A 25687-nucleotide genomic window follows, 5' to 3' on the forward strand; every position below is an offset into this window, starting at 1 on the left:
TTTACGTATCAACGCACCATTCCAACCGGGGCACAGGCCCCATAAAGCAGGAGGGATGTCATTGAAAGCCTTATTTGAGAAGGAAAAAAATTACTGGAGTCATAAGCTGGAATCTGAGGATCATATCATCTGTCTGCCATACACCAACGACGTGTCCAAGGATACAACTGCAACGAGTTCAAATTCCCATACGTACACGCTCACATTTCCATCTGAAATTTCCGGGCGAATATCGTCTATAACAGGTGGCGCTCCATGGGCTGTGTTTATGGTTCTGCTTGCTGGAGTAGAAAGCCTATTACATAAATACACAGGTGAGGAACGTGTGCTGCTGGGCATTCCGGTAGCCAAGTCAGGCAACGGTGCTACAAAGCCGATTAACCATCTACTTTTACTGAAAAACACGCTCGATTCCACCACGACCTTCAAAGCCTTGCTGTCTCAAATCAAAACCTCCGTCAGCGAAGCTATTGAGCACCAAAATATTCCTTTTTGGAACTATTCGGAGGGGCTTGAAATTCCACGTAACGAGGACGAAAAGCCTCTTATTCACACCACGGCGTCCCTGCGAAATATCCATATTTCTGATTTTTTGAATCATGTACAGTCTGAGCTGGATTTTCAATTTCAATGGGAAAATGCAGCTGTTTCTCTGAATGTGAAGTATAATAGCGACCGTTATAACGAGGCGACGGTTGAACGCTTTGTTGAGCAGCTGTTGCGGTTATACACCATTGTTTTGCATCAGCCAGAGCTGGCAATTTCCACAGCACAGGTGCTGTCAGAGCAAGAGGTGGAGCAACTGGTTCATACCTTCAACGATACAGCTGCGGATTATCCACGTCATGCGTCCATTCATGAGCTGTTCGAGAAACAGGCGAAGCAGACACCGCAGCAGGTGGCGGTAGTGTTCGGAAGAGACAGCCTGACCTATGGAGAATTGAACGAAAAGGCCAATCGTCTGGCTCATACATTACGTAAGCAGGGGATCTGCACCGAGCAGACTGTCGGCATTGTGGCTGAACGCTCGATGGAGATGATCGTCGGTATGCTCGCGATTCTCAAAGCAGGCGGAGTGTATGTACCGATTGACTCCGATTACCCGGATGAGCGCGTGCGCTATTTGCTGGAGGATTCCGATGCAAAAACACTGCTGGTGCAGCGAATGGAACATCGGCCCGCTGATTTTAAGGGAATGGTGCTCGACCTGAGCGATTCCACAATCTATGGAACGAATGATGCTGATCGTTTTGATCCTGTTTTACCGAATGAGCACGGGACGTATACTTACACGGCTGACATAGGATACGTGGATTGCTTAAACCCGCTCTATTTCATTTCCGCTAGTCCTGAGCTTGCTTCTACTACAACTACACACCCAGAACAAGCAGAACAGATACAGCAGGCTTACGCGGCTGGAGAACAACCGAAGGCGACCGCTGCTGATCGCTTGGCCTACATCATGTACACTTCGGGGACCACAGGTCAGCCTAAAGGGGTCATGGTGGAACACCGCAATGTCGTGCGTTTGGTGAAAAATACAAACTACGCGAAATTGGATGTCGACACGCGCATTTTGCAGACTGGGGCCGTCGTCTTTGACGCGTCCACCTTTGAAATTTGGGGTGCGCTATTGAACGGCGGACAACTGGTGCTGGTGAGTCAGGATGTCATTTTGGATGCGCCGAAGCTTAAAGAAGCCATACGCAGTCACGCTATTACAACGATGTGGCTGACAGCACCGCTCTTTAATCAGCTGTCCCAGCAAGACTTAGCGCTGTTCGAGGGGATACGGGAGCTGCTGGTCGGCGGTGATGTGCTGTCCGTACCGCATATTAACCGGGTGCTGGAGGCCCATCCGTCCCTGCGTATCGTAAATGGCTATGGCCCGACGGAAAACACGACCTTTTCCACCACGCACGCGATTACCAGCGTGCAATCGGAATCGGTGCCGATTGGCAGCCCGATCCATAACTCGACGGCGTATGTCGTGGACCGTTCGATGCAGCTCCAGCCTGTCGGGGCGTGGGGAGAGCTGATCGTCGGTGGCGATGGTGTAGCACGTGGATACCGCAACCGATCTGACCTGACGGCTGAAAAGTTCATCGACAGTCCGTTCCGCAGCGGAGAACGCTGCTATCGCACAGGCGACCTGGTGCGCTGGAATGCGGACGGGACGCTGGAATACAAGGGACGGATCGACGCACAGGTGAAAATCCGGGGCTACCGGATCGAGCTGGGCGAGGTGGAGGCGCAGCTGTTGAAGCTGGAAGCGGTGCGTGAAGCCGTCGTGATTGCACGTGAGGATGAGCAGGGTCAAAAGCAGCTCTGCGCTTATGTGGTGACCCATGCGGATACCGCGGCAAGTGAGCTGCGAAGCGCTTTGAGCCAGGAACTGCCGGGATACATGGTGCCGTCGTATTTCGTGCGGCTGGAGCAATTGCCACTGACACCTAACGGCAAGGTGGATCGCCGGGCGTTGCCGCATCCGGAGGGAAGTGTAAACTCAGGCACAGAATATGTACCCCCTCAAAATCAATTACAAGTACAACTCGCGAGCATCTGGAAAGATGTGCTGGAGCTTGAGCGCATTGGGATTAAGGATAACTTTTTTGAAGCGGGAGGGCACTCCCTGCGGGCGACACATGTCATATCGCTCATCCATAAGGAATTGCATAAAAATGTGCAGCTAAAGGACCTGTTTCAGCACCCGACGATTGAACAGCTTGCGCAGGTTATTGAAGCACTGGAGCAAACCGCCTATGAATCCATCCCTATTTCGGAGAAAAAGCCATTTTATGCGGTATCTTCGGCACAAAAACGGATGTATATCCTCAATCAGCTTGACGGAGCGGGAATTAGCTATAACATCCCTGGTGCTCTGGCACTGACAGGTTCACTTGATCATAAGGCACTGGACAATGCGTTCCGCCAGCTTATTGACCGCCATGAAACATTGCGTACAAGCTTTGAGACCATGAACGGTGAACCTGTCCAGCGAGTACATGACGAGGTTCCTTTTCGTATGGAGTTGATTCATGCCCACGGAGCTGACCAGGAGGAAACGGATGAGCTGGTACATGGCTTTGTCCAGCCGTTCGATCTTGCGCAGGCTCCGCTGTTCCGGGCTGGTCTGATTGAAACAGGTCCAGAGCATCATATTTTGCTACTGGATATGCACCACATCATTTCCGACGGTACCTCTATAAATGTGCTGATTCAGGACTTCATCCGTTTATATGCAGGCGACACGTTGCCATCGCTGCGCATTCAGTATAAGGACTACGCCGCTTGGCAACTGAAGCAGCAGCAAAGTGAGCGCTACCTGGAGCAGGAAAGCTATTGGCTGAATACCTTCAGAGGAGAGTTACCCGTGCTGGATATACCAACCGATTATCCACGTCCGGCGGTGAGAAGCTTTGAAGGAGATTTGCTGGAATTTACACTTGATCAACGGCAAAGCGAGGGTTTAAAAAGCATCGCGGCGCAGACAGAATCGACATTATATATGGTGTTGCTGGCTACTTATACGGCTTTGCTTAGCCATTACAGCGGGCAGGAGGATATTATCGTCGGTTCGCCGATTGCGGGACGGCCCCATGCTGATCTTGGCAGCCTGATCGGGATGTTCGTGAATACATTGGCGATCCGCAATTACCCGGAAGGCGGGAAAACCTTCCGCGATTATGTGCTGGAGGTCAAGGAAAACGCATTGAAAGCTTTTGAGCATCAGGACTACCCGTTTGAAGAGCTGGTGGACAAGCTGGGCGTGGATCGAGATTTAAGCCGTAATCCGCTATTTGATACCATGTTTGCTCTGCAAAATTTGGAGCAAAAGGAGCAGCAGCTGGAAGGCTTGCAATTGACACCCTATCCGAGTGAACAAAATACCGCGAAATTTGATTTGAGTCTGTTCGCGCTGGAGGATGGGAAGCAAATTGCCTGCGGTCTTCAATACGGAACCCGGCTGTACAAACGGGAAACCATCGAACGACTGGCTGTACATTTGCAGCAGCTTATCAATGCAGTTATAGACCAGCCGGATATCGTTCTTTCGGCTATTGAAATGGTTTCGTCTCGTGAAAAAGAACAGATTGTGCAGCAATTCAACGATACAGTAGCAGGCTATCCGTATCCACGTGATCAAGTGCTGCATGTGCTGTTCGAGGAACAGGCCGCACAATCACCGGATCGGCTGGCCGTCACCTTTGCGGACACACAGCTCACCTACCGCGAGCTGAATGAACGCTCCGACCGTCTGGCACGTATACTCGCTTCCCACGGGATACGGCGCGGCTCCGAGCCAGAGATACAGCGAGTAGGGATTATGGCGGAGCGCTCCATTGAAATGATCGTCGGCATGCTGGCGATTTTAAAGGCTGGGGGGGCTTATGTTCCCATTGATCCTGAATATCCTGAGGAGCGTATTCGTTATTTACTGGAGGATTCCAGTGCTAGGCTGTTACTTTCACAGCGACGTGAGCAGGTTCCTTTTGAACCAGGCATTCCGATCATAGATTTGAGTGATGAACAACGATGGAGTAGCGAATCTGAACTTTACGCTCATGTGGATGAATCTGCTGTTATTCCAATGGAGAGATCTTCCTCGGATCTTGCGTATGTGATCTACACCTCTGGTACGACAGGCAAGCCAAAGGGCGTGATGATCGATCACCGCAATGTCGTGCGTTTGGTGAAAAACAAAAGCTATGCCTCACTTGACGAAAATACGCGTATGCTGCAAATGGGTGCAGTTGTGTTCGATGCCTCCACGTTTGAAATCTGGGGAACGCTGCTGAATGGGGGTCAACTGTATGTGGTAAGTCATGACACTATCTTGGACGCGGCCAAGCTTAAACAGGCGATTGACAAGTATCGTATTAACATTATGTTCATGACCACAGCTTTATTCAATCAGCATTCACAGCAAGCTATTGAAGTGTTTTCCTCCCTGAAGGAATTGCTTGTGGGTGGTGATGTGTTGTCCATACCACACGTCAATCGTGTGCTGAAGGAGCACCCGCAGCTTCGTTTGGCCAATATTTATGGGCCGACGGAGAACACCACCTTTTCCACCATCTATGACATTACAGAACCGCAAGCCCAAGCTATTCCCATTGGGCGTCCGATTGATCATTCAACCACATATGTGGTCAATCGTTCGTTGAAGCTGCAGCCAATCGGAGCCTGGGGGGAGCTGATCGTCGGTGGTGACGGTGTGGGACTTGGATATCTGAATCGCCCGGAGCTCACGGCGGAAAAGTTTATAGAAAGTCCGTTCCGGCCCGGGGAGCACTGCTATCGTACAGGCGATTTAGTGCGTTGGCGTGCAGATGGCGTGTTGGAGTACAAGGGAAGAATGGATGAGCAGGTCAAAATTCGCGGCTACCGCATTGAACTGGGTGAAATAGAAACCCGTTTGTCCACGATTGCAGGAGTGAAGGAATCGATTGTTACCGTGCGGCAGGACGATAACGGGCAAAAACAGCTGTGTGCCTATTTTGTAACAGACAGCGAACTGAGCGCCAGCGACTTACGTAACATTTTGTCGCAGGATCTGCCTGGCTATATGGTGCCTTCCTACTTTGTGCAGCTTTCCAGACTGCCTTTGACGCTGAATGGTAAAGTAGACCGCAGGGCCCTGCCTGCACCGGAGCATAACGTCGATACAGGCATGGATTATGTGGCACCTGAGACGGATGTTCAGCAAGCGCTGGCTACCGCCTGGGGGGCAATTCTTGGGATTCAGCGAGTGGGCATACAGGATAACTTTTTCCATCTGGGTGGTGACTCCATCAAGGCCATTCAAGTGTCGTCCCGATTGTTTCAGGCTGGATACAAGCTGGAAATGAAGGACTTGTTCAAATACCCGACGATTGCCGGACTAAGCAAATTTATTCAGCCTGTTAACCGAATAGCAGAGCAGGGAGAGGTTACAGGATCTGTTTTGCTTACACCGATTCAGCGCTGGTTTTTTGAACAGCCAACGGCAGAGCCGCACTATTTTAACCAATCTGTCATGCTTTATCGACAAGAAGGCTACGATGAACAGGCACTTCGGCAGGCGATCAATCAGATTACATCGCACCATGATGCATTGCGTATGGTTTTTCGTTCGTCGGAGAACGGGTATACGGCATGGAATCGTGGTATAGAGGAAGGCGAACCATACCATCTGGAAATCTTTAATTATAGGGACAGCGATGTAAACGAGGGCGATTTGGCGAAGATGGTTGAAGCGAAATGCAATGAAATTCAATCCGGCATTTCTCTAAGCGAAGGGCCGCTCATGAGGCTGGGGCTGTTCCGTTGCCCGGATGGAGATCATCTGCTGGTCGTGATTCACCATTTGGCGGTGGACGGGGTATCCTGGCGCATTTTATTCGAGGATTTGGCGACTGCTTATGAGCAAGCCTCCAAGGGAGAACAGATGATTCGGTTGCCTCATAAAACGGATTCGTTCCAAACGTGGGCCCAGCAGCTGTACGCTTATGCCAATAGCCCAGCCATGGAACGTGAGCGCTCGTACTGGGAGGAGCTTTCACAAGCCAAGCTGGCTCCCTTGCCGCAGGATTACGGGCATCATGAGCACGAAAAGCCGTTGATTGGTGACAGTGAGTCGGTTACCGCTGTATGGACAAGTGCGGAGACAGAGCAGCTGCTGAAGCAGGCCAATCGTGCCTACCACACCGAGGTTAACGATCTGTTGCTGACAGCGGTAGGGATGGCATTGCAAGCGTGGAGCGGATATGAGCGTTTCCTGATACATCTGGAGGGGCATGGACGCGAAGCTATTTTACCTGAGGTAGACATTACCCGAACCATAGGGTGGTTTACGAGCCAATATCCTGTTTTGCTTAATATGCCGGAAGAAATTGCTCTTTCGCAACGGATTAAGCATGTGAAGGAAGGACTGCGCGGCATCCCGCAAAAAGGGATCGGCTACGGTGTACTGAAATATTTAGCCGACCGCCAGACACAGGCACTGGAGACATCTCCAGCCATATTTACGACAGATCCCGAAATCAGCTTTAACTATTTGGGACAGTTCGATCAGGATATGAAAGGGAACGACCTGCAATCATCCTCATATGGGGGTGGGATGCCACTGAGCCCGACAATGGCTCGGACGTATACGTTAGATTTTGGCGGCATCATTTCGGGAGGTCAGCTGGGTCTGACGATTAGCTATAGCCGTACCAGCTATCGACCAGAGACGATAGAGCGATTGGCGAAATTACTGGAATCGAGTCTACGTGAAATTTTGACGCATTGCATCCATAAAGAACACCCGGAGCTGACCCCAAGTGATATTTCCTATAAAGGAATGAGTGTGGAGGGCTTGGACAGCCTGTTAACTGAAATGGGTGCCGCGGGTGAGGTCGACAATGTATATGCACTGACCCCGATGCAAAAAGGGATGCTGTTTCACAGCCAGTTGGATAGTCAAGCAGCCGCGAATGATGCGTATTTTGAGCAGGTTTCTTATGATATGCGAGGTCAGTTGGACATTCGGGCTTTTGCAGAAAGCCTGAATATTCTGGTTCGGCGACATGAGGCGCTGCGTACACATTTTTATTTTGGCCGGGATACGGAACCGTTGCAGGTGGTGTATCGAAGTCGGGATTGCGGCTTTCAATATGAAGATTTACGCAAGCTGGATGTGGATACAAGAGATACCTGGGTGAACAGCTTTAAGTTGGAGGATAAAGCACGGGGCTTTGATCTGCGTCGGGATGTCCTGCTGCGTGTAGCGATTTTACGTACCGGAGAAGACAGCTATCATTTTGTATGGAGCTTCCATCATATCGTCATGGACGGCTGGTGTCTGTCCCTTATAAATAAAGAAGTGTTTGAAAGCTATGCAGCACTTCAGGAGGGCAGAGTGCCAGAGCTGGCACCGGCAGTGCCTTACAGCAGCTTTATTGAATGGCTGGAAGCGCAGGATCGCGAGGCGGCAGCCGACTACTGGAGCAGCTATTTGTCCGGGTATGAGCAACAAACAGCGCTACCTGCTGTAAAATCCGGTCGCAGGAGTGAAGGCTACACAGCCAGCGATTGGGTGACGGATTTGGAGCGTGAGCTGACCACCCGGGTGGAGGAGACGGCTAAGCGGTATCAGGTGACCATGAATACGTTATTACAAACCGCATGGGGGATCATGCTGCAAAAATATAACGACCACAGTGATGCCGTATTTGGCAGTGTCGTCTCAGGCCGTCCATCGGATATTAGCGGGGTCGAGAATATTATTGGCTTGTTCATTAATACCATTCCAGTTCGTATCCGTAGCGAGGCAGGGGATAGCTTTGCAGAAGTCATGAAGAGAATGCAGGAGCAGGCGTTGGCTTCTCATGCGTACGATATGTATCCGCTGTTTGAAATTCAGGCATTGACCGACCAGAAGCAGGATCTAATTCAGCATATTATGGTGTTTGAAAATTATCCGGTGGAGGAACAGGTCGAGCAGTTGGGCCAAAATAACGAGGCCCCTTTCGAGATTGACAATGTAACGGTTTTTGAGCAGACGAACTACGATTTTAATCTCGCAGTGATGCCGGGTGAGGCGCTGCGTCTCAGCTTTGGCTATAACACACAGGTTTATGATGTAGCTGATATTCGCCGAATCGCCGGGCACTTTATTCATCTGCTGGAGCAGGTTACAGTCAACCCGAACATCGCTGTAAGCGAAATTAAACTGGCAACACCGCAGGAAGAGTCTGAAATCCTGAACGCGTTTAACAGAGGTGCTTCACCAAATACGATAGCGGATGACATGACGAGGTATACCTTGCACCAGTTGTTTGAGCAACAGGCTGCACGTACACCGGATCACATCGCTGTTGTATTCGAGGATGCAAAGCTTACCTATCGTGAGTTAAACGAACGGGCCAATCAGCTGGCGAGAACACTGCGTAGCCAAGGGGTGAAGCCTGATCAGCGTGTCGGGCTGCTGGCAGAGCGTTCCATTGAAATGATTGTCGGCCTGCTGGCCATTCTTAAGGCAGGCGGCGCTTATGTGCCAATCGATCCAGAATATCCAGCTGATCGTATTCGTTATATGCTGGAGGATTCGGGCGCACCCATCATATTACTGCAACAGGCACTTGCAGATCGCATTTCCTTTGATGGAGTTATCGTAGCGCTGGATGATCCTCAGGCCTACGCACAAGACGGCTCCAACCTAGTGGCCGTTACCGGGCCGGAGCAGCTCATGTATGTATTGTACACCTCAGGAACGACAGGACAGCCCAAAGGGGTTATGGTCGCCCATCGTAGTGTAGCCAACACGGTGAGCTGGTTTGCTGAGCGTTATGCGGCGCATGTCGGACACCGGTTGATTTTAACGGCAGAATATACGTTTGATCCGAGTGTGGAGCAAATCTTCGGAGCGCTGCTTCATGGGGGTGAGCTGCATTGCATCCGGCGTGAAACGCTATTGAGTAAGCAGCAGTTGCTGGAATATATCACGGGCCAAGAAATTGGACTGTTAGACATCCCTCCCGTGCTCATGAGAGAGTTTTTAGCCGATGAACCGAAAATCCCTTGCCTGAATACGTTAATTTGCGGAGGTGAGCGGCTTGAAGATTCATTGAAGGAAAAAATCGTTATAAAAGGGTATAGCTTGCATAACCATTATGGACCGACAGAAACGACCATTGATGCGCTGGCTGCCGTTTGCGAGCCGGGAACAGCGGTACATCTGGGCAGACCGATCCGTCATACGGGAGCATATATCCTGAATAGCGATAAACAACTCCAGCCTGTCGGGGTGATTGGAGAATTGTTCATTTCAGGTGCAGGTTTGGCCAAAGGCTATCTGAACCGTCCAGAGCTGACTGCCGAGAAATTTATAGACCATCCGTATGCACCCGGGCAAAAAATGTATGCCACAGGTGACTTGGCCCGCTGGTTGCCTGACGGTAATGTCGAGTTTGTCGGACGGATCGACGATCAGGTCAAAATCCGCGGCTACCGGATTGAGCTGGGCGAGGTGGAGGCGCAACTGGCAAGTGTGCCGTCCGTACGGGAGAGTGTTGTCATCGCTTTGCGGGATGGAGCGGGACAGCAGCAATTGTATGGTTATTTTACAGCCGATGAACAGCCGACCGTAAATGAAATCCGTGGTACATTGTCCGCGGCTCTGCCAAGCTATATGATTCCGTCCGCTTTTATACAGTTGGACCGCATACCGCTGACGACCAACGGCAAGATCGACCGCAAAGCGTTACCTAGGCCAGACACAGCGCTGCACACAGGTACAGAATATGTGGCGCCGCGAACCGAGGTGGAGCAGTTGCTGGCAACCATTTGGCAGGAAGTGCTCAATATCCCGCAAGTGGGTGTCCACGATGACTTTTTCACGTTGGGAGGACATTCCTTGAAGGTGCTGGAGCTTGTGCGCAAAGTTCATCTTGCTACAGACATCGAGCTTCCAATCCGTAGTGTTCTGGAGTTCCCAACCATAGAAGAGCAGGCACTCGCATTATTGAAATCAGATTTGGAATCCAAGGCAGATAGTCCAATCATTCGGTTGAATGAACACGGTCCTGTCTCCATCTTCTGCTTTCCGCCAATGCTCGGATACGGGCTGTCATTCGCGGAGCTTGCGAAACAACTGGATCAGGACGCAGTTGTGTATGGATTGGAGTTCATAGATGATGCTGCGGATGAGCAGGAAATGTTGGCACGGTATGTTGATTTGATCGTCAGCACGCAAGCGCAAGGTCCTTATGTGCTGCTTGGTTATTCTATGGGCGGTAATCTTGCGCATAAGGTTGCCGACACGCTGGAGCGTCAAGGTCATGCTGTATCCGACATTTTGATGCTCGATTCGGTCAAAAGGACGGAAGCCCTGTCCATCACAGAGGAAGAAACAGAGCAGGAGATTCATGTCATGCTGGAACAGGTTCCCGAATCCTACCGTGAGCTGTTGAATGACACGTACCAGTGTAAAATGATTGCTTACGCGGTGTATGGCAACCAGCTTCTGAATACAGAGACCGTTCAGGCGAATATTCACGGCTTTGTCGCGGTTGGATCAGAAACGGTGAAGGGAACAGGAGACAACCGACTTTTATGGAAAAACGCTACACAAGGCAGCTATGCAGAGTACACCTTGATTGGCGGTCACTATGAGGTGCTGGAACCCGGCTTTATCGAGGAAAATGTAAAAAGTATTCGTGCCGCAATACAAAACATAACCCGGAACAGGGCACAAAATATGATTCATCCTGGCTCATCAAAACCAATGGTCGATGATTTGTCTGAAATTCGTTAATTATGCTTTGTCAGAATCCTGATCGAGCATGTAAGAAGCCTACGGCTTACGCGATTCGATCAGGATTCGCTCTATCATCTGTACTCCCGCTATGGGAAGTGCGATGATTCCATAGCGCCATGCTGGTGGCTCCGATACAGAGTGGAAACATCTGCTCCGCTATGCAATCACCGCACCGTCCAATCAATGAGCCAACTTCACACGTAAGGATGGTACTTCACATGAAGAAAAAAGGCATTTGTTGCCTATCAGCATTCATAGCATCGTTGTTTTTCTGGAACCTGCTCATTGATCTGGCATGGGCAGCAGGCAGCATAACGCCGAATCAATTGGAAAAGACAGTGGACCAAATCATGAGTACGGAGCTGGAAAAATTGCATATTCCGGGGGCCGCTGTCGTTGTGACCCAAGGTGATCAGATTTACTTCAGCAAAGGGTACGGATATGCGGACCTGGAGCAGAAGACGGCTTTCGACCCGACCAAGACGATTGTACCCGTCGGCTCGCTGACCAAGTCGTTCAGTGCAACCGCCGCTATGCAACTGGTAGAGCAGAACAAGCTTGATCTAAACCAGGACGTGAACAACTATCTCAAAAGCTATAAAGCTTCGCAATTTCAAAATCAGCCTTTCAATCTGCATCAGCTTTTGACACACACATCTGGATTGGACGAAGCGGTGTATGGCATTAACAGTCCGACCAAAGCAGGCTCTTTGCCCACAGATCAGTATCTCAGTACCTATTTTCAAAATCAGCCTCCCATTCGTAAGCCCGGCGTTCAGTATGACTACAGTAATGTGGCCTACGGGCTGGTTGGTAATCTGGTGGAGCAAGTGAGCGGTCAAGGACTGGATGATTACCTCCGTACACATCTGTTCCAGACGATGGATATGCCTAGCGCGACACTGGATTTGCCGCTAAATAATCCGGCATTGGCTCAATCGTATCAGTGGAACGATGGAGTATACCAGAAGCAACCTTTTTCTTATATCAATCTGCCTGGAGCGGGGGCGCTAAACGTCACGCCAAATGAATTTTCACATTATCTGATCACTCATTTGAATGAAGGAAAGTATGGGGAACAGGTGGTGCTCCAGCCACAAACCGCAGAAGCCATGCATGCACAGCAATTTGCAGCTGATGCGCGTCTGGATGGCGTGGGCTACGGATTTTTTCGCGGTCAACTGGAGACGGGAGTACCCATGCTGTGGGCTACAGGGGAAATTGATGATTTTATTTCCGAAATGGTACTGATTCCATCCCGAAAAATAGGTATTTTTGTGACCATCAATGCGGCTGACTCGGGCGCCCTGCTTCATGGAGAAGTCATAAATTCGATAGCCAAATTGCTGCCCGCAGAGTCGCAGGCTGCTCCTCGATCATTGGCTCGTTTTGCCACGGAAGTGAAGCTTTCGCCAGAGGTTGAGGGAGTATATCAGGTAAGTCTGAACCCCGTTCATGGTTGGGGCAAATGGATTCGGATGCTGGGAAGCATTAAATACACCGTTAGCATTCAGGATGATCACACGTTGATCGTCAACGGAGAGTACCCGAATGAAAATGAAACAACGGACAAAATCTTTCAAGCGGCAGGCGATGGGCTGTTTGCGGAAAAGGGAGGACAGCTTAAAATTTTGCTGTATCAGCAAAACGGTACATGGATGATGATCGCCCCGGATAGCAAGACCATGAAGCAGACGACACTTTGGCACCGTACCTGGACATTACTTGTCAGCTACGCTGCCGCCTCCTTGTTTTTCATCACAACCCTGCTGATTTGGATCGTAAGGTATGTGATAAGAGCTATCCGCAAAAATAAAGCTCACATTTCTTCCACCCTTGCATTCATCGCGTTACTTAATACGATTTTTCTCGGCGTGCAGTTTATTTATGGTAACAGTCAGATTGTATATGGCTATCCCGCCTGGTATATCTGGGGGATTTGCACGCTTCCGTTGATTTCAGCCCTAATTGCCGTATGGGTATTGATCGTGAATAGCGCAAGGCTGATTACAGGAGAGAGGAAGGCCAGAGCCACCGGAAAAGTCCTGTTTGCGATCATCACGTTATTGCACACGGTATATCTTTTTTACTGGAATTTCCTTCCTGTTCATTACTCCTAAACATTTACAAAACATCGCATGTCCGAACATAAATGAATGCTAGAATTTGTATTTGATCCCCCTCATCGGGGGCCATAACCAACAAACAGGAGGAATAGAATGGGAATCTTTCGCAGTTTTACATCCCGTGGCTTCAAATATGCAACCGCTATGGTATTCACTTTGTCATTGTACGCTGGTGTTGCGAGCAGCATACAACCGGCATCGGCAGAAGGTCCGGCTGATCCGGCCCCTTTCATTGCAGCCAAAGTGGTCAATGAAAACGCTGGTAAAAAGGTGTTGTTCGATAATACACACGGACAGACAGCCGGTGCGGCAGACTGGGTGATTGATGGTGGATTTTCAGACTTTGGCCAAGCCCTTGCAAGCAACGGCTATGATGTGCATGAGCTTCGTAAATCTACGCCGATTACTTACAATGATCTGAAGGATTATGATGTATTTGTGACGGCAGAGCCGAATATTCCTTTCAAACAAAGCGAACAGGTTGCGATGGAGCAGTATGCCAAAGCAGGCAACAGCATTTTCTTCATTGGAGATCATTATAATGCGGACCGGAACAAGAACCGTTGGGACGGATCAGAGAGTATTAACGGTTACCGTCGCGGAGCATGGGAAGATCCTGCCAAGGGAATGAGCGCGGAAGAAAGAAGCTCGGCAGCGATGCAGGACGTAGTCAGCTCAGATTGGCTGGGCAGCCAGTTTGGTGTGCGTTTTCGCTACAATGCATTAGGCGATATTACCGCTAATCAGATTGTCGAGCCAGCGCAGGCGTTCGGCATTACAGTTGGAGTGAGTAATGTGGCAATGCATGCAGGATCAACACTGGCGATTATCGACCCGGCGAAAGCCAAGGGGATCGTATATCTCCCTGAAACCAATCAGGCTTGGGGCAACGCGGTAGATCAGGGCGTCTATAACGGAGGAGGCATACCGGAAGGACCCTATGCAGCCGTATCCAAAGTAGGACTCGGTAAAGCAGCCTTTCTGGGGGATTCATCTCCTGTTGAAGATGCGACGCCAAAATATCTGCGCGAAGAGACAGGAACCAAGAAGACGACGTATGACGGCTTTAAGGAGCAGGATGATGCCGTGTTGCTGGTTAATATCGTCGATTGGTTATCCAAGAAGGAGAACTACACCAGTCTGACGGATGTGAAAAGCTTGCAGCTTGATCAGCCGACAGCACTGCTGCCTTTTGAGGAGCCGCAGGCTTCGACGGAGCCACAAGCCGAGCCTTGGTCCGCTCCCGCAGCAGGCTACAAGTGGTGGGATCAGCAGACGTACAAGCCCGGAGCCTATGGTAGCTCTACGGCCAGTACGCAGCCTGTTTACAGCATCGTTCGTCAGGATCAGCTACCGAATGCAGAGCCTTTTCAAATTCGAATTACTGCGGACCAACTGGCTCCGAATACCACGATTAGTGGATTCAGCGCAGGCATTTATGTAGCGGGCGGCAATCAGGTAGCCCAGATTCAAAACCAGGATGGCACCTGGCCGACCTCGTACGGCTATAGCGGAGCATTCAGCCTGGAGTCCGACAGCAAGGGACATGCCTACAAAGACCTCACCGTACGGATTAAGCCGGGAACCAGCGGTTCGGCCAGTCTTAGGCTGAGACAAAACGGCAGCAACCTGTTGACCCAATCGGTCGTGCTGGCAGATGTTCCGACTCAGCCGTTGCCCGAGGAAGGGAATACTGTTCCGGCTCGTATCAGTGTTGCAGAAGCACGGAGCCTCCCGGCTGGCAAAGTGGTTACACTGGCAGGTACGGTGACGACCGAGCCAGGTGCATATGGCGGTCAAGCCTTTTATATGCAGGATGAAAGCGGCGGTATTTATGTATATCAAAACCAAAGCGGTTTTCACCAAGGCGATCAGGTGAAGGTTACGGCAACCCTGACGCTGTATAACAGCGAGCTGGAGCTGACCGATCCGGTGGCCATTGAAAAAACAGGCGAAGGACAGCTTCCGGAAGCTCTACAGATCACCGAACTAAGCGATGCTAACCAAGGGCAGTTGGTCGAGCTTCCACAAGCCATTATTCGTAATGTAGCAGACGCGACTCCCGTCGGTTCGTTTGAATTTGATGCGGTGTCCGGCGAGGTAAGCCACCATGTGCGTGTGGATGCACGTACAGGCGTAACACGGACCTCTTTTCCATATCAAGAAGGACAGCAAGTGAAGATTAAGGGGATTTCAGCGATTTTCAAAGGGGACTACCAGTTAAAGCCTCGTGGTCTCGATGATTTTACAGCTCAGGCAGGGGCGACATTGCAAGAAGTCAAGCTTTCACTGGATCAAACAACTCTCAATGTTGGGGATACAGCAGTAACACATCTCAGTGGGTTGCTCACGGATGGCAGCAAAGCCGATTTAAGTCATGCTTCCGTTCAGTATGCCAGCAGTCAGGAGTCTGTTACCCTCGATACGTATGGACAAATTAAGGCAGAAAAAGAGGGGAGCGCCGAAATTACGGCCAGCGTAACCTTTGAAGGTAAAACCATCGTATCCAATCCAGTAACCGTTACAGTCCGGAAAGCCGCTGCAGGCGAAGTGCCTGGCAAACCTGTACTGTCCCATGATAACGGGCAGAATACCGGATTGAAGGACGGCGATTATAATATCACCATGAATCTATGGTGGGGTACGAACGGTGACGAACTCAAGCTGTATGAAAACGGCGAGTTGATCGGGACTCAACCGTTGAAATCCGCCTCCCCCGGGGCACAGAACGCAGTCATCCCGGTAACGGGCAAGGCAAATGGCACTTATACGTACACCGCTGAGCTGATCAACGCTTCTGGTAAAACGGTGAGTGACCCGTTAACCGTCGAAGTGACCGATGCTTCGCCCGGCATTCCGGTGCTGTCTCACAACAACTGGGATGGTGACGGCAATTACACCGTTGCTATGAACATGTGGTGGGGCACGAATGCGACCCAATACAATTTATATGAAAATGGGGAGCTGATCGACACGCAAGAGCTGCGGAACCAAACGCCGCAGGCCCAAAGCGCAGTCACAGACATCCAAGGCCACAAATCGGGCACTTATGAGTATCGGGCCGAGCTCGTCAATGAATCAGGAGAAACTTCTAGCAAAACGATGATCGTTGAAGTGAAAGAACGCTAAATGTAAGAGCATCTACTGACTTTTTGAGAGTCGCTAGATGCTCTTTTTACTTATTCGGTCGTTTCATATGTCTGTCTATCGGTTCTCATCCCGAATATCGGTATTATTACAAAAAAAGCCCCCGGGAACGGGGACCTGCATATTTAAGATTGAGTTGGTTGAGCCGAGAGATTATCTATATTGGTGGAGCCAAAGAAGAATAAAACAATCAGAATTGTAATAATAAGAAACTCTGCAAAATGCTCTCCATCAAACTCACTTGGCGCAAGCTCACTCACCACAAATAACCCCTTTCGTAATCGGCATATTACTTTTGCATTTTCTTTTGAAAGGCTTGTATCACTTGATCCAGCGTCATATTCCCGTTATCATTTAAAAATTTCACCATGTTATCGACGTTGGAAGGGTCTGCTGCTAATGTTTTGTATTTTCCCGTTAATCCCACAAGCAGCGTTGCTTGTCTGTATAAAGTAACGGAATCGACATGTAGCTTTCCTGTTAATAATAGGGCTGCTACGATGACCTCCACATTTTTTCCATGCAGGGCGGAGAAGATAGCCGAGTTACTGTTTAACCCGTTTTTCTTTTGTCCATTGGGGTTAGGGGATGATTTGGATTTTTGATTGCGATTACGGTTTCCATTCTTTCCTAAGGAAGTCATTGAATCTTCCTCCCGCTATATGTTGTCCTTGCCCGTCCTTTATGCCAGTGAGGTATAAGGACAACGGAACTGCGCGTGCTCATTCAAAATGCCGTTATATTCATATAATATGCGAACAAGAAAGTGTTGGTTACTGTAAGAATAACCCTGTCTGAGTGACCTCGACTCCTATTACCCTATAATTTCTTTTCGCATGTTGCTCCAATATAGGTTAAACTACAATAAAGCCAGCCAAATAGGAGTTGTAGATAAAATATGTCGAATGAAGAAGTTTTGTTGACTAAAGAGGGATTGACCAAGCTGGAGGATGAGCTTAAGGAACTGAAGACTGTCAAACGCAAGGAACTCGCCGAACGGCTTAAGCTGGCGATCAGCTACGGCGATTTGAAAGAAAATAGTGAGTATCACTCAGCCAAGGACGATCAAGCGTTTATGGAAACCCGGATTCTCATATTGGAGAAGATGCTGACCAAAGCCCGGGTCGTGGATGAGAGTAATTTGGATCTTAGAACCGTTAGCATCGGATCGACAGTCATTCTGAATGACATCGAATTTTCTGAGAAGCTGGAGTACAAAATTGTAAGTCCTGCGGAAGCGGACGTGCTGGATAACAAAATTTCCTATGAAAGCCCTCTAGGCAAGGAGCTTTTGGGTAAAGAAGTGGGCAGTATCGTTCATGTAAATGCACCTATGGCTGTCATCAAATACGAATTGCTCGAAATTAAGTTAACGTAATCCGTTCCCGATTCCCTTGTATGGAGGGGGCCGGGATTTTTATCTTTTTAGGAGATTATTTTTCATCCTGTAAGCCCCTATATCGGAGCGCAGAGTGCGCTCCACATGCGAGACAGGGACTACATAGTATTTACTATCTGCTGCTATAACACTGCAAGCTAGTCCGCTATTAGAAAGCCTGCTTTCTCCAATGCAGCACAGGCTTCATTAATTTTAGTTTCATCCGGGGCGTGCAAGGTATGAAGGTGAATACCTCCGGTCAGTTGTGACAGATAAGTCGCTTGGGTGGAGCTGATTTTGCGGATAAAATCGTCCACCTCCTTGCGGGTTCCAACCCGAATCGGAGCAGTCAGATCACCATATACCGGATGCTCTACAATAACGTCCTGTACACTTACGCCATAGTCGACGATCAGCTTTAGTTCCTCTTCTGTCTGTTCAGGTCGGTGCTTGCACACGATAATACGTGAGGCTGGAGGGGCAGCCTGACCTGCTGGCTCCATATAAATGTATCCTTGACTTGTCGCAAGAATAGGCTCTTGGCTTGCTTTTAACAGCGAAATATCCTGTACGATTACTTGTCTGGAGACGGAAGCCCTGCGTGCCAGTTCGCTCCCGGTCAGCGGGGATTCGCTCTTAAGCCACAGTAATAGCTGTTCGCGGCGTTCCGTGCCCATCCGTTTTAAAGATTCAGTCAACGGGATAAGCTCCTTTCTTGTCTGCTTGTCAGGTCTGTTAAAATATCCACCAACACATCCAGATCCCCGGTGGTTGTTGTTCTTCCGAAGGAAATACGAATAAATTGCAATGCCTCCCGATCGGATGCTCCAAGCGCCTGTAAAGCAGGTGAAGGCTCGTGATGTCCGGCGGCACAGGCGCTTCCGGTGGATATACAGACACCGCTACGGTTACATTCCAGCATAACATATTGTCCCTCATAACCGTGAAAAAAACATCCCAGAATATGACTGAGCCTGGCAATCCTATTGTTTTCCTGTACGGCCAAACGCAACGGGATTGATCTTCCCTGAATTTTGGTAAAAAAATACTGTCTCAGCGCGGCATATCGTTCCTGATGCAGTTCCAATTGTTCTGTCATCATTTCCGCTGCCGCAACAAACGCCGCAATCCCGGGAACGTTGACCGTTCCGGGGCGAAATCCGTTTTCATGCAGTGTATCAGGATACACAGGGCGCCACGGCGTTCCCGGTCTGAGATATACCACCCCCACACCCTTGGGACCATACACTTTATGGCTCGATATGGAGAGAGCGTCCACCCCTAGCAGATCTACATGAACTGGAATGTTGCCAAAGGTTTGCACCGCGTCGCTGTGCAGCAAAATCCCCCGTTCGCGTAGCAGGGGAGACAAGGCAGTAATGTCCTGAATAAGTCCGGTCTCTGAATTGGCGTGTTGTATGGATACAAGCCCGGTGTCTTCTCTGAGATGAGGTAAGAGGACATCTCGGGTGATTCGTCCTTCCTTGTCCGGCTGCACAATGGTCAGCTCATAGCCCTGCACCTCCAGCAAAGCAGCAAGATTGTACATCGAATGGTGTTCCAGGGCGCTCATGATCCAGTGCTTTTTATGCTGCGGCAATCCTTTTAGGATGGACTGTACAGCCAGCATATTAGACTCTGTTCCTCCTGTTGTAAAATAAACTCCTTCCTTTTGACCTCCAATCATGTCTGCGATCCGTTGTCTGCTATAATCCAGTGCATAAGCTGCTTGACCGCCCGCATCATGGAGGCTGCTGGCATTTCCGAACATTTCCTTATTTAATGTGTTATACATATTCAAAGCTTCGTCACACATCGGTGTAGAAGCGGCATAGTCCAGATAAATCATGGCCAATCTCCCCCTGCTAAAAATAATTCCATCCAAAAAGCCTTGAGATTATTGTAGGCATGTGTAAATATAAGTGTCAAGACACTTGTAAACATATATGTACACACAGCGCTTGTCTGTTCGTGGGAAGACGGGTCAGACAGTCGCAGAGATAATGGAGGGATTCAAATGTCTATGCTTGACGTTTTACAAGGAAATCGTGGACTCATGCCAGAGTATTATAAGACACTGACGGTTGCTGATATGGAGCAGCGTGTCGCCCAACTAAAGCAAAAATGGGGACAAAAGCTGCTTATTCCGGGCCATCACTATCAGAAGGATGAAGTTATTCAGTTTGCTGATATGACAGGGGACTCCCTACAGCTTGCCCAAATGGCGGCACAAAATCAGGACGCGGAGTTTATTGTGTTTTGTGGAGTACATTTTATGGCAGAAACAGCGGATATGCTGACTACGGATCGGCAAACGGTCGTACTGCCGGATATGCGCGCAGGCTGCTCGATGGCAGATATGGCGAATATGGAGCAGACAGAACGGGCGTGGAAGCATTTGCAGGAGATGGTAGGCGACACGATCATTCCGCTGACCTATGTGAATTCCACAGCAGAAATTAAAGCTTTTGTGGGGAGGCATGGCGGGGCTACGGTGACCTCTTCGAATGCCAAGCAAGTGCTGGATTGGGCACTGAAGCAGAAGGAACGCATTTTGTTTTTGCCAGACCAGCACTTGGGCCGTAATACAGCTTACGATCTTGGCATTCCGCTGAATGAAATGGCCGTCTGGAATCCAATGACCGATCAACTGGAGACGGAACGTGACCCGGCAAGCGTGAGAATTATTTTATGGAAAGGGCATTGTTCTGTTCATGAAAAATTTACGGTCGAGAATATCCATCGTATCCGTGAGCGCGACGAGAGCATCCGGGTCATCGTTCACCCTGAATGTTCACATGAGGTTGTTCAGCTTGCACATTGCGCAGGTTCCACGAAATTCATCATCGACACGATCCATGCGGCAGAACCGGGGACAAAATGGGCTGTTGGCACGGAAATGAATCTCGTGCAGCGTATCCGGCAGCAGTACCCCGAACAGCAAATTGAATCGCTCAATCCCGATATGTGTCCCTGCCTGACGATGAACCGGATTGATCTTCCACATCTGCTGTGGGCGATGGAGCAGATTGACCGTGGAGAGCCTGTGGGTGTGATTCGTGTTAACGATCAGGTTAGACAGGATGCTGTGCTGGCCCTGAACCGTATGCTTGCTATTCGTTAAGGTTTGAAATTATTTTAAAGAAGCAGGGAGCTTGACAGCATGCAGATGGTTGCCGCTTTGAATAAATATCATTCCGCCGGATTTGAGCGTTGGACCGAAGGAGCGTGATCCAATGTTGACGGTAAACACGGGTTTCAAGGTCATCAGGTCATAACCATGAAACACGCCATCTGATTGTCCAACATAGACCCCTTTGCCGAATACGTCAGCCTGAATGGTTGGATTATCACCGTAATCATAATGAATGAATTGCCCGGAAGCCAGCTTCATGGCAATCAGTCCGCCCGTACTAAAATCTTGGTAGAACATGCGGCCTTCATGAATGGACCATAAAGGAACAAGCTGCTCATAGCCATTTTGCGACCACTTGCGAGCAGGTTTGCTGTCTGGCTTGTAGTTCCAGAAGTCATAGGAAGCCAGTGTATTTCCCTGAAAAACATAAAGGTCTTTGCCGTCCAGAAAAGCAGAGCCATGAATGCCTCCGGATCGGAAGATACCGTCTTTATTCTCAGGGTCAGTCCAGCGGTATTGACGCTCTCCTTTGGATTCTCCTGTCTTGAGATTATACTGTGCTATCGTAATCTTTCTGTTTACTGGATCGTCATCAATCATAAACGTGTTGACAACAGAGTAGACGACCCCGTCTTTAACGGTTAGTGGAAAGGAAGTTCTGAAGCTTTCCCAAAGCTTTTTGCCAGATTTAGCATCATATGCATTGATCTGTTCAAAGGTTAGGCTGCCCTGTACGTTATAATTGCGGATGAGGACACCGTTGGTTTCCATTAACTTGTTCAGACCGTGGTACGAGTCCTTATCCTCACTGATTTTCCATTTGAGCTTGCCGCTGGCAGCATCAACGGCAGCCGTTTGCTCCGACTGTGTAATGTATATTGTAGAGTCTATTCTATAAATATGATCTGCCTTAGTAAAACCTAATGAAGTGGTCCATGCTTTCTTGCCTGATTCTGTAACGGCATAGACGGAACCGCTCTGTGTAATTCCGTAAATGGTGTCATTGCTATGAATCAAAACAGGGGTAAGCTGATTTCCATATTGCCACAATTTCCGTCCCGAAGTACCTTCAAGGGCAACCAGTCTGTGGTTAGAATCCACTGCGAACGCCTTACCGTTTTCCGCAACCGCAACCGCCTGATCTGGAACCTGATTTCTATCGATTGGGATAACGGGAAAAGACCAGGAGGGCTTGATCACAGGCGCTTGGATTGGAGAACTATAAGCCCCGTTGCTCATAGAGACCGTCGCTTGCTCTGCACTTGCTGTTAAGGCAAAACCACCGCCAGTCAAAGGCAGCCCGATGCTGACTATCGCCAATCCTGTTAGCAATGAGCTATGTATCGTTTTCTTCATTCATGCTTGCTCCTTTAATAGTTAAATTGGGTGTAAGGCTTTGGTAAGCCATCCTTTGATTAGACTGTAAAAAGAACCAAAAGTTTCATAATCCATTTCATTTTCAGTCTTTTTTGAGTAAGAGGGATGCTTAAATTCAGTAGTACGACAACCTGTTGTATCTCTTTCTAATGTAATAGTCGCTTGCCTGGTTTCGTGCTATAATCGTAGCAACGAACCGAAGGAGGTGAATCCCTTGTTTGAGCTTCAGGACCTGCTCCCCTACTTATTTACGATCGGCTTGCTGTGTACGGTAACCTACGCATATCTCGCTCATTTGCACGGCAGTGTGCCCGAGTGCTGGATAGAAGGCGGGGCCGTGCGGTCGCATGCTTCTCCGCTGATGCCGTTAACTGCCCGCGGGCAGGACATGCCTGTCCGGCTGGCACGTCATATCCGGCGGAAGGAAGCGCCGGATGAAGACGCGTCAGATTGTTCCCCCTCGTTGAACGATGGCACAGCCAATCAACGAGGAGGAACATATGAAACGATTCAAGGGATTCACCTTTTGGGGTAAAAAAGAACGGATATTTGGAATTATGGTAGCGCTGGCGGTGGTTATGCTGCTTTCCGGCTGCGGCGCGAATGCTGCGGAGATTAATGCACAGACACCCGGATTTTTTAATCATTATGTGGTGTTCCCGCTATCCTGGCTTATTCAGCAACTAGCGCAATGGTTTGGCGGAAGCTTTGGACTGGCGATCATGTCATTGACGTTAATCGTCCGTCTGGCGTTACTACCGCTTATGATGCGCCAAACTCGTGCTCAACAGGGGATGAAGCGCAAAATGAGCGCTATGCAGCCCGACTTAGACCGAATTAAGAAGAAGTACGAAAATAAGAAGGATGCTGCCAGCCAGCAGAGTATGCAGCAGGAAATGATGTCACTTTACAAAGAGCATCAATTTAATCCGCTGAATATTGGCTGTCTGCCTATTCTCATTCAGCTACCCATATTGAGCGGTATGTACACAGCCATCCGGCTTACCCCGGAATTGGCGTCTCATTCGTTCCTATGGTTCCGACTCGGGCAGCCGGACTGGATTTTGGCAATCTTCGTCGCAGTCGTTTACTTGGCACAGGCCAAGCTATCCCAGCTTCAAATGACGGCTGAGCAACGCAAGCAGTTTGCGATCATGGGATATCTTTCGCCCATCATGATGGCTGTTTTTTCCTTTAACGCGCCTGCTGCCATGCCGTTATACTGGACGGTAAGTGGTACCTTTTTGCTGCTCCAGTCGCTATGGTTCCGTAGACGCTATCCAACGGAGGAAGCAGAGGATAAGGGCAAGCTCGGCGAAGTAACCCCAACAACTTAGAACGAATATAGTGGCTTTAGCCTACACATATTTAGTCACATCATGAATAGATGCCTCTTGAACCGTTAAGGTTGGAGGCATTTATTCATTTTCGGTCCTCTTCTTATTGAACTAATCAGCTCCATCTCTCTTGAGTCAGGCCACCTGGAAAATTAGGGGGGATATGTTATATAAGCTGAAAAATAACTTCTAAGCTCAGCTTATATAACATTCATCCGTTTTTTATAGTATAGATTTTTAAAGTCGGGAGAGGTTATATGAACATTTCAACCCTTGAATGGCAGGAGAACCAAATTAGAGAGAACGGCTGTTACTGCATGAGAAGCATGCAAAAAGCACCGGGATATATTCAAAAGGTGAATTGGACAGTACAGGAACTCAGTCGTGGTCTGACTTACATACAACTAAGAAAAGATAACAAGCCGGTTGGATTTGTCGAATATGCACCGGGAGAAGAGGCATGGAGAACTGTTCATGCAGACGGTTACCTTGTGATTCATTGCTTATGGGTTGGCGTGACGGGAGTGGGTATAGGCACTCAGCTCATTCAGCGTTGTATTGAGGACGCAGTGAAACTGGGCAAAAAAGGAGTGGCTGTAGTAACCAACACGGACACGTCATGGGCACCAAGTCCTGACATTTTTCTGAAAAGCGGATTTCAGCATGTAGACAAAGCACCTTATTCTTTTCAGTTATATGTATACAAGCTTGATCCAACATTCGTTGATCCGTATTTTCCTGATAACTGGACCCAACGCTTGGAGCGTTTTGCTCAAGGATTGACCATCTTGCGAACCCGTCAATGCCCGTATCTCGAGATTGCCACACAGAATGTGATCGAAGCGGCCGAACTTTTGGGAATACAGCCCCAAATCATTCTTATGGATAACCGTCCACAACTGATGGAACTGTCTCCGACACCTTACGGTGTATTCCAAGTAATTTTTAACGGAGAACTGATTTCGTATCACAGGCTGACTCCACGCTCTTTTGCTAAAAAGCTGAAATTACTTTACTCTAAAACATAACCCCCTTCATGATAGGGATAAACGAAATATGGGTACAGTAAATAAATACACTATATAAGCTGAAAATGCACATTTAAAACGGTGTAGACGGAATGGTACTGTACAAGCGAAGCGGCATGAAATACACCCGTTTTATTTTATTACGAAACGAATATTACGGAGAGGACAAATAACATCATGAAGCAAACGCAAATGAAGCTGCCTATTTCCTTGGCATTACTTACCTGCGCAGTATGTGCGCTCGTTTTCGGTTTAATTGCCTTGTGGGTCAGCGACCAGCAAGTGCGGTATTTTGACCTTAGAATTATTACGGCCGTGCAACAACTGGAATCGCCTGCTATGACTCGCATCATGGAATTTTTCACCACCATAGGGAGCGAGGTTCCGGTTATTATCATTCTGGTGATCGCCATGATTGTACTGTACAGAGTATTGGGACATCGTAGAGAGCTGCTATTTTTAGCCGTTGCTGTGCTGGGCTCAGTGCTGCTGAATACCGTACTAAAAATGCTATTTCGGCGCGAACGCCCCGAGATTAATCGTATTATTGAAGCCAATGGCTACAGCTTTCCCAGCGGACACTCCATGACCGCATTCACGATGTACGTAGCGCTCACTTTTCTCATATGGAAGCATGTCTCATCCAGGCTGGGTCGTATCCTGCTTGTTGCGGTCAGCACGCTACTGATTGTTACTATAGGGATAAGCCGTATTTATCTGGGAGTGCACTACCCGAGCGATGTACTGGGGGGTTATTTTATGAGCGGAAGCTGGATGGCGGCTTGTATCTGGTTTTATCAGCGTTATGAAGAACATATGCCACCTCTCCGCTCCAAATCGACAGCATAGCCGGAAAGTGCAAGCGTACGAACAC

At 49.0% G+C, this 25687-nt stretch carries 14 protein-coding genes; 9 read left to right on the forward strand and 5 right to left on the reverse strand.

Annotation, left to right across the window (positions count from 1 at the left end; all coding sequences use genetic code 11):
* Positions 1-61: 61 nt before the first annotated feature.
* The 3 genes from AC0WRU_RS11205 (at position 62) to AC0WRU_RS11215 (ending at position 16539) form a co-directional block, all read left to right on the forward strand.
* Complete coding sequence (locus AC0WRU_RS11205) at positions 62-11281, forward strand: amino acid adenylation domain-containing protein (protein ID WP_476128331.1); 11220 nt, start codon at positions 62-64, stop codon at positions 11279-11281.
* Between the two features lie 221 nt (positions 11282-11502).
* Positions 11503-13404: a serine hydrolase domain-containing protein gene (locus AC0WRU_RS11210; protein ID WP_476128332.1), complete on the forward strand. Its 1902-nt coding sequence runs from the start codon at positions 11503-11505 to the stop codon at positions 13402-13404.
* 99 nt (positions 13405-13503) lie between these two features.
* Entirely contained in the window at positions 13504-16539 is a 3036-nt protein-coding gene (locus tag AC0WRU_RS11215; RefSeq protein WP_476128333.1) for an endonuclease, read from the forward strand.
* A 143-nt stretch (positions 16540-16682) separates the two neighbouring features.
* Here the strand turns inward: AC0WRU_RS11215 and AC0WRU_RS11220 are convergent, their stop codons facing one another.
* Together AC0WRU_RS11220 and AC0WRU_RS11225 are read right to left on the reverse strand one after the other, a co-directional pair.
* Positions 16683-16817, reverse strand: a complete 135-nt coding sequence (locus AC0WRU_RS11220; RefSeq protein WP_262384646.1) for a hypothetical protein — start codon at positions 16815-16817, stop codon at positions 16683-16685.
* Between the two features lie 29 nt (positions 16818-16846).
* Positions 16847-17200: a hypothetical protein gene (locus AC0WRU_RS11225; protein WP_025685804.1), complete on the reverse strand. Its 354-nt coding sequence runs from the start codon at positions 17198-17200 to the stop codon at positions 16847-16849.
* Positions 17201-17455: 255 nt separating this feature from the next.
* Here AC0WRU_RS11225 and greA point away from each other — a divergent pair, with 255 nt between their 5' ends.
* Positions 17456-17935, forward strand: a complete 480-nt coding sequence (gene greA / locus AC0WRU_RS11230) for a transcription elongation factor GreA (RefSeq protein ID WP_025685803.1) — start codon at positions 17456-17458, stop codon at positions 17933-17935.
* Positions 17936-18093: 158 nt separating this feature from the next.
* Here the strand turns inward: greA and AC0WRU_RS11235 are convergent, their stop codons facing one another.
* Positions 18094-18633, reverse strand: a complete 540-nt coding sequence (locus AC0WRU_RS11235) for a transcription repressor NadR (RefSeq protein ID WP_149094045.1) — start codon at positions 18631-18633, stop codon at positions 18094-18096.
* Positions 18630-19784 carry an IscS subfamily cysteine desulfurase gene (locus AC0WRU_RS11240; protein WP_476128334.1) on the reverse strand — a complete coding sequence of 385 codons (1155 nt, stop codon included), beginning with the start codon at positions 19782-19784 and terminating at the stop codon, positions 18630-18632. Before AC0WRU_RS11240 ends, AC0WRU_RS11235 begins: the two co-directional genes overlap by 4 nt.
* Positions 19785-19952: 168 nt before the next feature.
* Between AC0WRU_RS11240 and nadA the strand changes: the two genes are divergently transcribed.
* Positions 19953-21059, forward strand: coding sequence for a quinolinate synthase NadA (gene nadA, locus AC0WRU_RS11245; RefSeq protein WP_476128335.1), 1107 nt, complete (start codon positions 19953-19955; stop codon positions 21057-21059).
* 9 nt (positions 21060-21068) lie between these two features.
* Here the strand turns inward: nadA and AC0WRU_RS11250 are convergent, their stop codons facing one another.
* The gene (locus AC0WRU_RS11250; protein ID WP_476128336.1) at positions 21069-22427 is read right to left on the reverse strand and encodes an outer membrane protein assembly factor BamB family protein; all 1359 of its coding nucleotides are present in this window, start codon (positions 22425-22427) and stop codon (positions 21069-21071) included.
* A 226-nt stretch (positions 22428-22653) separates the two neighbouring features.
* On the opposite strand from AC0WRU_RS11250, the gene AC0WRU_RS11255 reads away from it, so the two are divergent.
* From AC0WRU_RS11255 to AC0WRU_RS11270, 4 genes are all read left to right on the forward strand, one after another.
* Positions 22654-22983 (forward strand): hypothetical protein, encoded by a 330-nt coding sequence (locus tag AC0WRU_RS11255; RefSeq protein ID WP_476128337.1) that lies wholly within the window; start codon positions 22654-22656, stop codon positions 22981-22983.
* A complete protein-coding gene (gene yidC, locus AC0WRU_RS11260; RefSeq protein ID WP_476128338.1) occupies positions 22949-23785 on the forward strand; it encodes a membrane protein insertase YidC in 837 nt (278 codons plus the stop codon). Before AC0WRU_RS11255 ends, yidC begins: the two co-directional genes overlap by 35 nt.
* 257 nt (positions 23786-24042) lie before the next feature.
* Positions 24043-24813: a GNAT family N-acetyltransferase gene (locus AC0WRU_RS11265; protein WP_476128339.1), complete on the forward strand. Its 771-nt coding sequence runs from the start codon at positions 24043-24045 to the stop codon at positions 24811-24813.
* Between the two features lie 177 nt (positions 24814-24990).
* Entirely contained in the window at positions 24991-25662 is a 672-nt protein-coding gene (locus AC0WRU_RS11270) for a phosphatase PAP2 family protein (protein ID WP_476128340.1), read from the forward strand.
* Positions 25663-25687: the final 25 nt, after the last annotated feature.

The organism is Paenibacillus sp. 1-8 (assembly GCF_056316205.1).

Bases quoted from the DNA above. Each gene is read 5' to 3' on its own strand.
- AC0WRU_RS11210 (WP_476128332.1), top strand. From the start codon at position 11,503: ATGAAGAAAAAAGGCATTTGTTGCCTATCAGCATTCATAGCATCGTTG.
- AC0WRU_RS11215 (WP_476128333.1), top strand. From the start codon at position 13,504: ATGGGAATCTTTCGCAGTTTTACATCCCGTGGCTTCAAATATGCAACC.
- AC0WRU_RS11225 (WP_025685804.1), bottom strand. From the start codon at position 17,200: ATGACTTCCTTAGGAAAGAATGGAAACCGTAATCGCAATCAAAAATCC.
- greA (WP_025685803.1), top strand. From the start codon at position 17,456: ATGTCGAATGAAGAAGTTTTGTTGACTAAAGAGGGATTGACCAAGCTG.
- AC0WRU_RS11240 (WP_476128334.1), bottom strand. From the start codon at position 19,784: ATGATTTATCTGGACTATGCCGCTTCTACACCGATGTGTGACGAAGCT.
- nadA (WP_476128335.1), top strand. From the start codon at position 19,953: ATGTCTATGCTTGACGTTTTACAAGGAAATCGTGGACTCATGCCAGAG.
- AC0WRU_RS11250 (WP_476128336.1), bottom strand. From the start codon at position 22,427: ATGAAGAAAACGATACATAGCTCATTGCTAACAGGATTGGCGATAGTC.
- yidC (WP_476128338.1), top strand. From the start codon at position 22,949: ATGAAACGATTCAAGGGATTCACCTTTTGGGGTAAAAAAGAACGGATA.
- AC0WRU_RS11265 (WP_476128339.1), top strand. From the start codon at position 24,043: ATGAACATTTCAACCCTTGAATGGCAGGAGAACCAAATTAGAGAGAAC.
- AC0WRU_RS11270 (WP_476128340.1), top strand. From the start codon at position 24,991: ATGAAGCAAACGCAAATGAAGCTGCCTATTTCCTTGGCATTACTTACC.